13 protein-coding genes are annotated in these 14,897 nt (G+C 39.2%); 4 read left to right on the top strand and 9 right to left on the bottom strand.

Features of this window, described 5'->3' with window-relative positions:
• Nucleotides 1–33: 33 nt before the first annotated feature.
• Both LEP1GSC202_RS09250 and LEP1GSC202_RS09245 read right to left on the bottom strand, forming a co-directional pair.
• Nucleotides 34–357 (bottom strand): type II toxin-antitoxin system PemK/MazF family toxin, encoded by a 324-nt coding sequence (locus LEP1GSC202_RS09250; protein ID WP_015677282.1) that lies wholly within the window; start codon nt 355–357, stop codon nt 34–36.
• Nucleotides 351–599 carry an AbrB/MazE/SpoVT family DNA-binding domain-containing protein gene (locus tag LEP1GSC202_RS09245; RefSeq protein WP_039928724.1) on the bottom strand — a complete coding sequence of 83 codons (249 nt, stop codon included), beginning with the start codon at nt 597–599 and terminating at the stop codon, nt 351–353. The genes LEP1GSC202_RS09250 and LEP1GSC202_RS09245 overlap by 7 nt, the downstream gene beginning before the upstream one ends.
• Nucleotides 600–746: 147 nt before the next feature.
• Here LEP1GSC202_RS09245 and fliF point away from each other — a divergent pair, with 147 nt between their 5' ends.
• The gene (fliF, locus tag LEP1GSC202_RS09240; protein ID WP_015676498.1) at nt 747–2,447 is read left to right on the top strand and encodes a flagellar basal-body MS-ring/collar protein FliF; all 1,701 of its coding nucleotides are present in this window, start codon (nt 747–749) and stop codon (nt 2,445–2,447) included.
• Between the two features lie 38 nt (nt 2,448–2,485).
• Here the strand turns inward: fliF and LEP1GSC202_RS09235 are convergent, their stop codons facing one another.
• A complete protein-coding gene (locus tag LEP1GSC202_RS09235) occupies nt 2,486–5,047 on the bottom strand; it encodes an adenylate/guanylate cyclase domain-containing protein (protein WP_015677549.1) in 2,562 nt (853 codons plus the stop codon).
• A 77-nt stretch (nt 5,048–5,124) separates the two neighbouring features.
• Between LEP1GSC202_RS09235 and LEP1GSC202_RS09230 the strand changes: the two genes are divergently transcribed.
• Entirely contained in the window at nt 5,125–6,021 is an 897-nt protein-coding gene (locus tag LEP1GSC202_RS09230) for an alpha/beta fold hydrolase (RefSeq protein ID WP_015676848.1), read from the top strand.
• 99 nt (nt 6,022–6,120) lie between these two features.
• Here LEP1GSC202_RS09230 and LEP1GSC202_RS09225 read toward each other — a convergent pair whose 3' ends face one another.
• The 4 genes from LEP1GSC202_RS09225 to dapA are packed head-to-tail and all read right to left on the bottom strand — an operon-like array spanning nt 6,121 to nt 9,676.
• The gene (locus tag LEP1GSC202_RS09225) at nt 6,121–7,167 is read right to left on the bottom strand and encodes a CdaR family protein (RefSeq protein ID WP_015677153.1); all 1,047 of its coding nucleotides are present in this window, start codon (nt 7,165–7,167) and stop codon (nt 6,121–6,123) included.
• Nucleotides 7,164–7,994, bottom strand: coding sequence for a diadenylate cyclase CdaA (gene cdaA, locus LEP1GSC202_RS09220; RefSeq protein ID WP_015676580.1), 831 nt, complete (start codon nt 7,992–7,994; stop codon nt 7,164–7,166). Before cdaA ends, LEP1GSC202_RS09225 begins: the two co-directional genes overlap by 4 nt.
• Before the next feature lies 1 nt (nt 7,995).
• Nucleotides 7,996–8,799: a 4-hydroxy-tetrahydrodipicolinate reductase gene (gene dapB, locus LEP1GSC202_RS09215; protein ID WP_015677257.1), complete on the bottom strand. Its 804-nt coding sequence runs from the start codon at nt 8,797–8,799 to the stop codon at nt 7,996–7,998.
• Nucleotides 8,792–9,676: a 4-hydroxy-tetrahydrodipicolinate synthase gene (dapA, locus tag LEP1GSC202_RS09210; protein WP_015676519.1), complete on the bottom strand. Its 885-nt coding sequence runs from the start codon at nt 9,674–9,676 to the stop codon at nt 8,792–8,794. The genes dapB and dapA overlap by 8 nt, the downstream gene beginning before the upstream one ends.
• 77 nt (nt 9,677–9,753) lie before the next feature.
• Between dapA and LEP1GSC202_RS09205 the strand changes: the two genes are divergently transcribed.
• Both LEP1GSC202_RS09205 and LEP1GSC202_RS09200 read left to right on the top strand, forming a co-directional pair.
• Nucleotides 9,754–10,833, top strand: a complete 1,080-nt coding sequence (locus LEP1GSC202_RS09205; protein ID WP_015676750.1) for an MraY family glycosyltransferase — start codon at nt 9,754–9,756, stop codon at nt 10,831–10,833.
• 27 nt (nt 10,834–10,860) lie between these two features.
• A complete protein-coding gene (locus LEP1GSC202_RS09200) occupies nt 10,861–11,844 on the top strand; it encodes a DUF368 domain-containing protein (protein ID WP_015676937.1) in 984 nt (327 codons plus the stop codon).
• Here the strand turns inward: LEP1GSC202_RS09200 and LEP1GSC202_RS09195 are convergent.
• Nucleotides 11,810–13,333: an aromatic amino acid ammonia-lyase gene (locus LEP1GSC202_RS09195; protein ID WP_015677398.1), complete on the bottom strand. Its 1,524-nt coding sequence runs from the start codon at nt 13,331–13,333 to the stop codon at nt 11,810–11,812. The two genes, LEP1GSC202_RS09200 and LEP1GSC202_RS09195, sit on opposite strands and share 35 nt — an antisense overlap.
• Nucleotides 13,334–13,376: 43 nt before the next feature.
• Nucleotides 13,377–14,840 carry a sodium:proton antiporter gene (locus LEP1GSC202_RS09190; protein WP_425256016.1) on the bottom strand — a complete coding sequence of 488 codons (1,464 nt, stop codon included), beginning with the start codon at nt 14,838–14,840 and terminating at the stop codon, nt 13,377–13,379.
• Nucleotides 14,841–14,897: the final 57 nt, after the last annotated feature.

The following is a 14,897-nucleotide window of genomic DNA, read 5'->3' as shown; positions in this document are numbered from 1 at the left end:
ATGATTTGGATTTCTATAGGTATCGAGATCCTTTCAATCAACTAACATTTCTTTGATGACATTTTTGATTTTTTGATTGGTTTTTGGATCGGAAGATCCAAGTTTTTGTATCAATCTCGATCGATCCACAGTTCGGATCTGGTCTAAAACAATGTAACCTTTTTTACCTTGAAAGGAAATAGATACCCGAGTTGGGTATTCTCGATTCACAGTCGTCATAGGAGCGATCATCACAGTGCGAATGAATTCGTTCATCTCATTGGGAGAAATTACAATACAAGGCCTTGATTTTTGGATTTCATGGCCAACAGTTGGATCCAAATTGACGAGATAGATATCATACTGTTTCGTCACCATTCCCAATCCTCAACTTCTAGTTCCAAAACATCTGGCAAAAGGAGTGAGTCATCGTCCTGTTTCGCCATCTCCTGGAATTGGGTCGCCCAACCTTGTCTTGGTCTCCCTTTATAGGGTGAAATGATAATTTTATCACCCTCGAGCTGCAGCTCCACTGCATCTTCAATCTGACATTCTGCAAGTATTGCTTTCGGGATTCGTATGCCTTTGGAATTACCAACTTGTACGACGGCTACTTTCATTGTAATTACAATGTAATAACATGCAATCCTTTCGTCAATGAGAAAGATTTGAGACTGGATATTGGTTCCCACCTTCTCCCCGAAAAGTACTTGTACAATTCGGGGATTTCGTGGCATTATGTCTCAAATCTCGACGAGGCCCGAACTATGCCTGAACCACTGCAAAAGATCATCGATAATCTAAAAGAGTTATTCAACAAACTCGATAAAACCAAAAAAATGATTTTGGCTGGGGTGCTTGCAGTGGTAGTGGTGGCCATCATCATCCTCTCCAATGTCTCTTCCCAAAGGAACCGAGTGGTTCTTTTCAAAGACTTGGATTCCAAAGACTTCTCTGAGGTGACCAAAAAATTAGATGCCCTTGGGTATTCCTATGGTTCCAGCGAAACAAGTGTCATCACTGTGGATCCAGAACAAAGGCAAGAGATCGTCACAAAATTAGCACAAGAAAATTTAATCCCTGCTGGTGTCACTGGTTGGGAACTCTTCGATATTGAAAAATTCACAGAAACACAATTTGACAAAGACATCAAAAAGTACAGAGCTCTCAAAGGTGCGATTGAAAAGTCGCTTAACACCTTACGTCCCATTGAAAAAGCAGATGTAAACATTGCGATCCCTGAAGGTGATTTGTTTGAGTCCAATTCCTATCCCGTCAAAGCAAGTGTGATCTTACACTTCCGTCCAGGTGTGGAAGGCATTAGCAAAAAAGAGATCAAAGGGATTGTGAACTTAGTCGCAAGAGCCGTTCCCAAACTCAAACCAGAAAACGTAAGTGTTGCCGATCCCGATGGAAAAATCATTTCTGATTTTGAAGAAGACTTAGAAAAAGAAAGGTTAGAATTAAGAATTGTCCAAGAAAAATTACGAATCGAAGAAGAAGAACGTGTCAAACGCCTCATTGATATCCGCAACACCTTACGTTGGTATTTGGGTGGCGAGGATCGAGTGGATATCACTCGTTTCGAATACTCATTTAACTGGGACCAAGAATCCTTAACCGAAAACGAAGTATTACCAGTTGTTGCCGAAGAAGATAACCCTGATACTCCATATAACGAACGTAAATTGGTCGATGGATATTCCTTAAAGGTATCTTCAAAAGAAACAAAAGAATCTTTTAAAGGAAGAGGATTTACACCAGATGGTCCAGCAGGGACAGAACCAAACCTTCCTCCAGGTTACAAAGATACTGATTACCAAAAAGCAGAGTATTCTAAAGACGAAAATATCAATAACTACGAATTCAACAAACGTGTAAAAGACATCAAACGCCAACCATGGAAAATCGAAAAGATTGGTTTGTCAGTAGTAGTGGATGGAGTTTGGGAACGAAAAGAACGTGAAGATGGATTGGGTTATGATCGTAAGTACATCCCAGTTGCAGAAACAGACCTAAAACTCATTCGCAAAAATTTGGAAGCAGCGATTGGATACACTCGTTCTCGTGGTGACCAAATCAGTGTGATCACAATTCCAAAAGATAGAACCGAACAATTCCGTTTGGAAGATGAAGAATTCCAAAGGCAACGTGCGATCCGCAATATGGTGATTGCATCCCTTGTGATTCTGATTTTACTCATTCTTGCCATCTTAGTGTATCGTGCGATCAAAAAAGAAATCGCAAGAAGAAGAAGACTGAGAGAAGAAGAACTTGCTGCGCAACAACAAATGATGCGAGAAGCAGCACTCCGTGTGATGGACGAAGGGGGAGCAGAGGTCGAACTCTCCCTCGACGAAAAACTCAGGCGAGAGCTTCTCGAAAACGCAATCAACTTGGCAAAAGAAAAACCAGAGGATGTGGCCCAGTTACTCCGTACTTGGCTTGCGGAAGAGGAACAAACGTAAGACAAATATAAATTGGCTGAACCTCACATTAGGAACAGCTAAGATTCTTTTTTCCACCGAATATTGGCACCTCGAGAAATCCGAGCATACACTTCTCGGAAGTATTGGTTTGGTGCCTTACCATAAGGGTCTTGCGAATAACGAGGCCTTAGGCGGTGGACAAAGTACATATCCAAATCCCCTTTGTTTTTCCCATGAATTTTCCCTCTATATTCTGTTTCAAAAAAATACTTCACAAGTTCATAGGTATCTTTGGAAACATTGATTTTTCCTGTTTCCCCACCTGATTCCATACGAGAGGCTGTATTTACTGTATCACCCCAAATGTCATAAGCAAATTTAAATCGACCGACAACACCCGCAACCACTGGACCTGTATGGATTCCCAAACGTAATTCCCAAAATGGAAGGTTTAACGCCGATTTGATTTCCTTCAATTGGTTCATAAAACTTTGGATTTCTAATGCCGCCAAACAAGCATCAATGGCACTGGTCCTGTTTTCAACAGGCAGTCCACCGGCACACATATAACTATCTCCGATGGTTTTTAATTTCTCCAAATTATTACGTAGGATGATTTCATCAAATTGTGTGAAACAAGCGTCAAGTTCCTCAATCAAACTTTGTTCATCCATGCCTTCTGCAACTTTTGTAAAACCTTTGAAGTCAGTGAATAATACAGTTGCGTTTTCAAAACGAACTGGATTTACACTACCTTTGGTTTTTAGTTCTTGGGCCACTTTGTATGGCAAAATGTTTAACAAAAGTTTTTCGGATTCTTCTCTTGCTTCTTCTGCTTTGTCTTGTGCAATGAGTGCCTTTTCTCTTTCTTCATCTGCTTTTTGTTTTTCCAAATCTAACAAAAAATAACTGATATCAAGTTCTTCCGCGAGTGGCCTCGACATGATGTAAACAACCAAATAATTAAAGAGAACTAGTGGTAACACGATCATGGTTAAATGAAAGGCTGATTCAACAACTCCATATTGTTCTCGGATCAAGGGAAAGTATAAAACCGCTGCGATCGCCATGGTGATGAGACCTAGGTTTGCTAACCTTTGGCTGAGTTGGATGGTTCGACCTTCTAAAGACAATGCTCCATGCCTTAAAACCGCATAACCAAGTAAAAACGCTGGTATAAATTGAAAATCAGCTATGGGATAAATGGGAATTCCATGGCTTGGTAACAAAGCCGCAAGCAGAAGTAATGCAGATAATAAAAAGGAACCAATGATCCATTTGGATGCGAAATTGATATACCCTTTATTGCGAATGAAGGTAAATAATACCAAAACAAGTGCAATGGCACCGTTTGCTCCAACGAGTAATTCTGCAGGGCCACCATGATGCACCCTAGACCACGGGTAATCAAAGTAACCAACAAATAAATAAGGAGATGGTGCTAAGATGGCAGCAGTGATGCATAAGAAATCAATCCCTTGTAACCAAACAGGTGATTTTTGGCCAATGGCTTCAAATACAAGTCGTACCATGATACTCGGTGCAAAGGCAAAGGCAACAAATGTCATTTGTGAAATACGGAGTTGCACCACATAAGAAATATTTAACTTAAGTGGAACCGATTGGATCACATAAAATCCAGTGAGAATGAGAGCGAAGGCACAAAGTTGGTTGATCCTTGCGGAAGGATTGGCTCCAGCAACAATAATTGATAAAAATACAGCACCAAACACAGATAAAACGGGAGGAATGCCCCAAGGATACCATTTCGCTGATTCGTAAGCATTCGGAGAAAGACCAAACGATACACCAAACGAGATAAAAATCAAAACAAAGGAAAGTAGAGCGAATAAAAAGTAAAACATCCCATTTTTTTGGAATAGAAGTTCATTTACATCAAAAAAATCGGAGCGAAATACTCCATAGGCAACAAGTAACATTGGAATGAATAAAAAGAATCCACCAGGATACACTTTAAATCCTAAAATACTTGGGGCATTTAAAGTAGTGAGTAAAAATAACAAATTCACGCCATGGAATAGTGTTAGATGGTAATGTTTACGCATGTATTTATAATGTTTGATAAAAGAAGGAAGTATAAGTAAAAAATATCCCAGTGGTGCGAGGATTCCCCAAGGCCTTACGAAAGCACTCCCTCTTGGGTATTTTCCAAATGGAAATTCAAATACAGTGGTTTCAAATCCTTTTCCTAAAATGACACCTAAATACAAAACGAAACTGGCAAACCAACATACATAAGAATAGTATAATAATAATTTACTCTGTTTCCCTGTCATATGATAAGCAAGGTAAAAGGCAGTTGGCGCAAGGGGGGCGACTAAAAAATACAATAAATCATTCCAAAGAACGAGTGTTTCCACGTCTTGGATCCAAGCTCTTGTTGTTAAAACCAACCCTACACATCCAAAACTGATAAAGGAAATCGTTAAGTTAAGGTGAAAGAATTTATCATCCTCTTTTGACTTACGAAACTTTTGGAATGCGAAATAACTTAAAAACAAGCCAACTACAAAAGTGAGAATCCCAGGTGCACCATAAGGAATTTGGTACCAAAAATATTCCCAATTGGATATTACCCCCTCTGGTTTTTCAAAATAAATAAGAGAATATGAATCCATCCTTTATAAGATCGGCATTGAAATATTGAGAAAATAGTAAATTCTTCTATTTGACTCACTTCCTAAAATTTTGTCCTATGTCGGATATGTTAGATCTGAATTTCCCAAAAAAGAACGCAACAGAATGGTTGGCCGCAGGAAAGTTTTTTGAATACAAAAAATTCCAAATCTTTTATATCCAAGAAGGAAGAGGACAAAACTTAATTTTACTCCATGGGTTCCCAACTTCTTCCTGGGATTACTCCAAAATATTTAATGGTTTAACACGATATTTCAATACGTTCGCTATTGATTTTTTGGGGTTTGGTTATTCATCAAAACCCACCAAACATGCGTATACGCTCATGGAACAGACCGATATCATTGAATCATTTATTGAAAAAAATGCACTGAAACGAGTAAAGTTTGTGTTCCATGACTATGCTGTGAGTGTTGGACAAGAAATTTTAGCAAGGCATTTAGAACGTAATGAGCGAAAGTATGAAATTGATGGTGCTGTATTTTTTAATGGGGGACTCTTCCCACATTTACATCGACCTACTTTCAAACAAAAACTTCTCGCCACACCATTATTAGGTGCAATCCTTGCAAAGTTTTATGATGAAAAAAAATTTGGTGTCGCGTTTAGTGATGTATTTGGTAAAAACACAAAACCTACCGAAAAAGAAATTTCTGTTTTGTGGAAACTGATCACCTACCCAAATAAAATTCTCATTCCGCACAAACTTCTAAAATACATCGCAGAAAGAAGGTTACACGGTGACCGATGGGAAAATGCACTTCTCCAAACAGATGTCCCTCTACTATTCATCAATGGAGGCGAAGACCCAGTGAGTGGAAGCCATTTGGCCGACGAAATTGAGAAACTTCCGATCAAAAATAAAAAATTGATATGGTGGCCAAACATCGGTCACTACCCTATGTGGGAAAATCCAGAAGAAAGTTTTAAAGAAATTTATGAGTTTTTAAAATGACCCATTCATTTCGATTACACTTACAATTTAATCATTTAAAAATGGAAGCAATCCAAACTTTGGATCAAAGTGATATTAGTTTAACAGTCTTGAAATGAATTAGGATCGATCGGAAGGATCCTGTCCAGGTCCTTCCATACCGGTTCCATCGTCCGTTGGATCGGAATCAATTCCTTGGTCTTTTACTTTGTATCGAATTTCTACTTTTTCAGGACTAATTTGAAGGATTTCAATTCCCTTTAGATCCTTATTTTTTATGATCCTAACCTTTGCTATTTGTGGTTGGAGTTCCGGAATGATTTTATTTTTAATGGGGTCAAAGATATAATTACATGGTACTTGCGCGGTAATGCCTGTTAGGATTTGAGCAGACCGAATGGGTTTTAACGAAAAATAACGAATGGCAACTTGTTCTTCTGACAATTCAACATCGAGTTTAGGATCCAATCCAGAACAAACAATGGGAATTCCTGCGGCTGTTTGTTCTCCCGTTTTATAGGAAAGTGGAATGATATTCACATTCACAGTAACATCCCTAGATCCAAGAACTCCTACTCCTTTGGGTAGTTCAGGGATTTTTACTGTTTTTGCGAAAGGTTCCTTTCGATCAACAAGTGAAATTTCAGGTAACACAACCTTGTTGATTTTTTCTAAATCTTGAGGTTTACCACTGAGAGTAATTTTTTGTGGGCTTAGGATCTGTGTCAGTTTTTCAAAGTTTGGTGGTGGATTTCCTTCAAATACTACTTCCAAAGGGACAACTTTTAATCCTCTAGATTCAATTTCAACTGGCACGGTTTTTTTTAATTTTGTAACCTTTACTCCGCTTGGGACACCCACAATTTTTTTAATTGGGACTTCCGTAACACCTAATTGGACATCTTCAGGGTCAATGACCGCTTTCATAAATTGAGAATAATAGTTCACTACATCCTTTAAACCTTCCACTCGTATAGGGATAGTTTTTTCAGGATTTTTTGCATAACTCAAATTACCAGATAACTTTGGATAGTCGATCGGTACGTTGATTGTTTTAATCAATACTTTTGAGTTTTGAAGGTTTACATAAAATATACTGGCAATGATAAGAGAAATTAATTTTGCTTTCCAGTTACGAACCATTTTTCCAAATAACTTCAAAATCATATGATGACTCCGGAATCTTTGTCTTTGGCTTTTCTTTGGGATTCGTCCTTAACCTTTTTATTTCCAGACATGAGACCACTCACAAGTGCCTTTAGCTCCAAAGGTTTGACTGGATGGATCATTTCTCCTTCGTAACAAATTGTGATATCACCCGTTTCTTCCGAAGTCACGATGATAATAGAATCCGTTTCTTCTGATAGTCCAAGTGCTGATCTATGCCTTGCGCCTAACGTTGATATTTCAACGGAACTACTCATGGGCAAATAGGAGGCAGCGCAAACAATTCGGTTTTGTTCGATGATGACTGCTCCGTCATGCAGAGGAGAATTTTTAAAAAAGATGGTTTGCAAAATTTCAGATGTGACAATGGAATCCATTGGCACCGCATTTTCAGAAATATCCTTGAGGCTAATGTCTTTTACAAGTACGATGATCGAGCCAATTTTTTCTTGGGACATGGCACGAACGGCTTCCACAATGGGATCCAAATCAAAGGTTGGCTTCAAAAAAAACAAACGTAGCAGTCGTATGCGCGCCAAATCACCCGTTAACCGGCGTAATTCGGGCTGTAATAGTACGATGATGGCAAAGACCAAGGCCGGACGAATATTGGTTAGGATCCATTCAAGAAGTTCAAAACCAAGGTATTCTGCTAAACTCCCGGAAATCCAGATGATCCCCACTCCAAAAAGTAATTGGATCCCCCGTGTTCTACGTAGTGTAGTATAAGTCTTATAAATTAAAAAAGCGACGATGAGTACATCTAAACTAATGGAGATATAGTTTTTACTCCATGGTATGATGTATAATCCTCGAAAAAAATCCAATTTATATTCCTAAAACATCAAACATATTGTACAAACCTTTCGATTTGCCATGCAAAAATTCAGCGGCTTTTACTGCACCACTAGCAAAAGTTTTGCGGTCTTGTGCCCTATGTGTGATCTCAATCCTTTCCTCAGGACTAAAAAAATAAACTGTATGTTCGCCAACAACCTCGCCTGCTCGCATCGTATGCATTGCGATTTCTTTTTGGTCACGTTCAGGATACATTCCGTGACGACCATAAATCACATTTTCTTCTGATCGATTACTTGCCTTCAGCAAAACTTCTTTGAGGTACATCGCTGTTCCTGATGGTGCATCTTTTTTGTGACGGTGGTGGATATCTAAAACTTCGATATCAAAATCTTCGTGTAATACTTTGGCAGCTATTTCAGTGAGTTTAAATAGTAAGTTCACACCCACTGACATGTTTGGTGAAAAAACAATTGGAATCGTTTGTGCTGCGGACTGGATTAATGTTTTATCTGAGTCAGTAAGACCAGTTGTTCCAATGACCAAAGGTTTATGGTTTTGTAAGGCGGCTCCTAGGATCGATTCAAATCCAGTATGTGTACTGAAATCAATTAATACATCTGAATCTTCACACGCTTTCTGTAAGTCAGAAGATAATAGAATCCCAGTTTCTTTGATACCAGCATGGTTACCAGAATCAAAACCTTCATAAATAGCACCAACTCTTACAACTGCTGCACTTAACTCTGATTTTTTGGAAAGGGAAAGCACTTGGATAATGGCTTTCCCCATCCTGCCTCCAGCACCAATCACACCTACTTTGATTTTAGACAATGCCTTCCTCTTTTAATTGGAATACAATTTTTTTGAAAGATTCTGCGGATTGTCCTTCTGATAACGAAGTCATCGGCAAACGAAGTTCATTTGCACAGTATCCAAACCAACTCATTGCAGCTTTAATGGGAATAGGATTTGTTTCAATGAAAGCATTCACAAACACAGGAAGAAGTTTGTAATAGATTTTTTTAGAAGCCTCTAAATCACCACGTAAATACAAAGATACCATATCCACACAAGCCCGTGGGAATAAATTGGAAACTACAGATACAACACCTTTACCACCAATTGAAAGTACAGGTAGTGTTAGGTTGTCATCACCAGATAATAAATCAAAATCGGAAGGGCATTGGGCAATTACCTTTGCCATCTGTCCAAGATCTCCTGTCGCTTCTTTGATCGCCGCAATTTTAGGATGTGCCGCCAAACGACTGACAGTCTCAGGTAATAAATTGACATTCGTTCGGCCAGGGATATTGTACAACATCACTGGTTTGGAAGACACATTCGCAATTGCTGTGAAATGTTGGAACATCCCTTCCTGGGTTGGTTTGTTGTAATATGGATTCACAGAAAGGATTCCGTCCACTCCGTCCGCACAAGCCGACTCCGTGAGCTCAATTGCCTCTTTGGTAGAATTGGAACCAGTGCCTGCGATCACTTGGATTTTCCCAGCCACCACCTGGACGGTTTTTTGGATGAGTTCCTTATGTTCTTCGTAGGATAAAGTGGGAGATTCCCCCGTTGTCCCACAAGGGACGACACCAGCAACACCAGAACGAATCTGGTTTTCTAGGATTTTAAAATAACTATCATAATCGATTTTCCCCTGGCGGAAAGGGGTGATGACCGCGGTGTAGACGCCCTGAAACATAAATTAAACATCGAGGAGGGACTGATTTTTGCAATAAAAAACTGCCAAAAGTCCCCGTTCTCTGAAACTTTGCGAAAATGCCTGCTTTTTTTCCCATTTCCTTCCTCATTCTGGGCCTTATAAGCCTTTTTTTGCACTCGATTTATGTACATTCTCGGTTCGGAGTGAAAGATGTGCCAAACGAAAGGAGTTTGCACGATACTGTCACAAAAAAATCCGGAGGGATGTTTTTTATCCCTATTTTTTTGGTTTCGACCCTACTTTATCTGACAGGTGTGTTTGGTTTTGGTTTTCCAAATGTAGGAACGTTGACAAATCATGTTTCAAACATTTATATACTGTTAGCTGGTGTTTTCGTCTTTTCCATTTTAGGATTTATAGATGATTTAATCCACCTATCTCCAAAACTACGACTCATTTTAGAATTAGGAATTGTAATGTTCTGCTTATGGGGAATCTCGCCTAATATCGGTTTTATTACACTCACGGAAATTCCTACATATTTACTAATTCTTTTCCTCACGGTATTTCTTGTCTTTGGGATCAATTTGGTAAACTTTATGGACGGTATGGACTGGTATCTTGTTACTACCTTTGTGATCTGCTTTTTTTCTGTGAGACTCTGTGATCTCCCTTTTTATTCTCATCCGACACTTGGATACATTTTGTATTCAATTCTGTTTTTATCAATGTTTGGTTTTATCTTTTATAATTTCCCAAAAGCAAAATTATTTATGGGTGATAGTGGATCCTTGGCCCTTGGATTTTTTGTTTTGTTCCTTCCATTGCTTTACAATCCCTTAACGGAAGGATCAAACAAAGGGCAAGTTGTTCGTTGGGATGTCCTTGATTATTTTTATCTTTTTCCTTTCTTTTGGATTGATGGCATCACCATTTTAACCAAACGATTCTTCCAGAAAAAACATTTATTCCAAGCACATCGGGAACACCTCTACCAAAGGTTAACAGAGACTAAAGTAGGAAAAGTTGGGTCCCTATTTGTTTTTTCCTTACTCAATGGAATGGTCCTCGGCTTACACATTCTTTTGGTGCAATTAGAGATCGGAAAAATGTTAACTTTTACCATTCTCTTTTTGATTTCCCTTCTCTTCTATGGAATTGTGTGGGTTTGGACCTCACGAAAAAACCTTGCCTAAAGTTTAGAGGAATCCAACCTTTCCGTTATGCCTCTAACAAAAAAAGAAATTCTATTTTGCATTCTCAACGGGTTTCTCATTGGAATCGCAAACCTTATCCCAGGTGTTTCAGGGGGAACCTTTGCTCTCATCCTTGGACTCTATGACAGACTCATCACTGCCATCACTTCCTTAAATTTAGAAACCATAAAAGTTTCCCTTTCCTTACTTGTTGGATTTTGGAAAGAAGAAGTGAGAACCAGTTTTGCCAAGGAAATGAAACGAATTGATTTTTGGTTTTTGGTATTCCTTGGGATCGGCCTTTTACTTTCCGTGATCTCTGGTGCGAAACTCATCCAATTTTTATTACAAAACCATCCTGAAGCCACACTTGCTCTATTCATTGGTCTCATCATACCTTCGTTAGTAGTTCCTTACAAACTCATCGAAAAACATAGTTTTGCGGTTTGGTTATTTTTAATCCCAGGAATTTTGTTAACCATCGTTCCAAGTTTTTTTATGGGAGAAAATACCGGTTCTGAAAATCCAATTTTTGCATTTGTAACTGGTGTGATTGCCATTTCTGCGATGATCTTACCCGGGATTTCTGGATCTTATATCATGCTTGTGTTAGGTGAATACCAAATCGTGATTGGGAAACTTTCGACCATCTTAGAGCCAAGTTCCATTTTATTTTTAGCTGCGTTTGGAATTGGTTGTTTGCTTGGGTTATTGATTTTTACTCATATCGTAAAATGGTTATTTGTGAAATACAAATCACATACAATGACATTTTTACTTGGTCTTATTTTGGGTTCCTTTTTTATCCTTTGGCCGTTTAAAGATTATGCGAATGGTCAAACAGTTGTTGGTCGGTCTGGGGAAGTGAAACGAGACATCCAAATAGCGACTGCAAAAAATATCTTACCAAAAGATTTTTCAGAAGCGCAAATCCCTCTCGCAGCCCTTGTGTTCGGTTTGGCTTTAGGGATGGGACTCAATCGATTGGAGTCGTTACAAGAGAAGAAGTAGAATTAGAAATTCTATCAATGAGTGTCTGGATTTCAAAATCCAGACTTCTATCCACATCCATTGTTTTCAGCCCACGAAACAATTCGGAATCTGGCACCAATTCTTTCCGTTTTGCAAATAAGGAAGTTTGGTACACCGCATAGGAAACTATCGCCAAGAGTTTTGTTACACTTGTCATTGTCCGACGATTTCGTAAAACCGATATGGCTCCCATAGGCACTATATCTTGGTTATTTCCATTGGTAGGAATCGATTGCATGGAACCTGGCATACTATCCCTTCGTACTTCCGCCGTTAGGTGAGCTGACATGAGACCTAAACCAGATAATCCAGCAAATGTTCCTGGTTTTGCAGACAACATCAAAGGGAATTCATCGTTTTCTTTGGGATCAAACAAATAGTTTAAAAATCGGTCCACCCAAGTGCACCACACAGCCATTGCATTCTGCAATCGGTCTGCCGCAAAACTTACCTGGGAAGCATAAAAACCACCACCTTCTGCAAATCGGAAACGAAATTCATGATCTCCTTCCAGTGGGATGAGAACGGGATTGTCGGATAAAGAATTTAATTCTTGTTCTACGACGCTTCCAATCGATTCCATTTCATCCCAAACAGCACCTAATATTTGAGGGATACAACGAATAGAGTAAATGTCTTGGATTCGTTTTCCTTCCACTTTCAGTTTTGGATTTTTAGATACGATGGGATGGAGAAATTTTGCAATCAGTTTTGGCCCAGAGAATTGTTTGTGGTTGTGGTATGAAGGATGGAAGGCATCAGGGAAAACAGAATGGTAATGGAAAAGGTACTGTAATAGTTCAACGGATTGCAAAAAAAAGTTACGAAACGTCACCACTTGGTAACCAAGAAGGGCTGTGGTAAAACTTGTCCCATTGGTCAGGGAAATGGCTTCTTTAGGATGGGGTGTCCAAGGAAGGCCCGGTATTTTTGAAGACTTTCCATTGAGTTTTGTAGGGCCTAATTCTTTCCCTTTGCCAGTAAAACCAGACTCACCGAGTAATGCCAAAGGAATGTAACTGAGTGGGATCAAATCACCCGAAGCAGACAAAGAACCTTTTTCAGGGAGAATGGGGATACAATCCAATTCTAATAATTGGTTTAACAGTTCTAAGGTTTCATACCGAATCCCTGAACCACCAAGTGATAAACTGTAAATTCGAGCCGAAAGTACAACCCTAGCTTCTTCATGTGTCAAATTGGAATGTGGAATTCCCTCTTTGGAAAGAACAGGTTCCACTGTTAGGTGGTAAATTAATGACTTTTGGATCAAATCCAATTCTTCATTCGACGTGAAGGCATGTGGGCCAAAGCCTGTATGGATCCCGTAAATGAGTTTTTCTTTCGAAGTTTTGAGAATTGATTCAAGTTCCTCTCTTTCTTTCTGTAAAGAATCTTTATGATTCGTAAGGTGAGAAAATGAACCAGACCGTGATAAGGAATCTAATTGGGATAAATGCAGAATCATGAAAGGATTGAATCCGGGGAAAGATCCCCGGATATCTTAGAACTTAGACGAAGAAAATAAACGTGATGAGGATAAAAACAGGAACCAAAATTCCCATTGAATATGCTAAATACCCACCAAAGGAAGGCATCTTCACTTTGTTTTCTTCTGCCACTGACTTCACCATAAAGTTGGGAGCATTCCCAATGTAGGTATTGGCTCCCATAAACACGGCACCCACTGAAATTGCCTTTAAGATCTCTTCTGCTTGGCCATTGCCAATGAACTGGCCAAGTGTGAGAGGTGCAGATCCGACTGGTGTGAGGAGACCCGAAGCCAAAGATCCAAACGTTAAATAAGTGGGAGCATTATCAAGCACCGAAGAGAATACACCGGTTGCCCAATAGAACTGCCATCTTTCTGTGATTCCCAATTCCTTGCCATGTGTTTCCAGAAGTACGAGGGCTGGGATCATTGTGATGAAAATTCCAATGAAGAGGTATGCCACTTCTTGGATGGGGTGGAGAGTAAAATTATTAAACTTTCTGTGTTCTTCTTTGGATGTGAACTTAGATAGACCAATGAGAACAATGAGAACTGCTTCTCGGATAAATCCAAGGGAAGGTGTTTCGTTGATTTGTGGGATGTAGTTACTGTTTAGGAATGCAACCGATAAAATCACACCTAACAACCAAATGAAATTCACTTGTCCACTGATGGAAAAAGGTGTCGCAAGTTTAGTATCACGAGCTAAGTCTTTTTTGGTTTCCTTTTTATATGCAATCGTATCCCAAACAAAGTATACTGTGAGTAAAATTACAAGTGCCACCAACATCTCAGGCAATAACTTAAAAGTCCAAGTAAAAGGAACCCCTTTGAGGTAACCTAAAAACAAAGGAGGATCACCAAGTGGAGTTAACGATCCACCAATATTGGAAACAAGGAAGATAAAAAACACAACTGTATGCACAACATGTTTTCGTTCGCTATTTGTTTTTAACAAAGGACGAATGAGTAACATGGATGCCCCTGTCGTTCCAATAAAAGATGCGAGACTTGCACCAATCAACAAATACAAGGTGTTGTTGAGTGGAGTTGCTTTGATATCCCCTTTGATCACAATCCCACCGGAGATGTAAAATAAGGAACCAAGTAAGATGATAAAAGGAATGTAATCAAAGAAAACTGTGTGAACAATATTATGGCTATACCCATACACGATCAAAACAACAAAGGAGATGGCTCCAAGTCCCACTGCTAAAATGAGTTTGTTGTTATTGTCTTCCCACCAATGTGCTGTTTTGTGAGAGGCAACAGGTAAAATCGCAATCGAAAGGAGAATTGCTACGAAAGGCAAAACCGTCCAATACGGGAGTTCTTCGTGAACGGATTCTCCATGAGAGGAATGACCTGTTTCCTCTTGTGTTGTAGTTTCAGTTGGAACCGGAGTTGGTTCTTCGGCAAATAACCCAGCAGTTGTCACAGACAAACATACTAGGAAAACCATCAATGTGAGAAGCTTCTTCAACGTGCTCACCATCCTATTTTTTTTAGGACAGCATACCCGAAAGAGAAATCACATGGA

The sequence above is a fragment of the Leptospira yanagawae serovar Saopaulo str. Sao Paulo = ATCC 700523 genome (assembly GCF_000332475.2).
Lineage (GTDB): Bacteria > Spirochaetota > Leptospiria > Leptospirales > Leptospiraceae > Leptospira_A > Leptospira_A yanagawae.
Note: the sequence above shows the minus strand (reverse complement) of the source record. Positions and strands in the feature narration are given on the sequence as shown.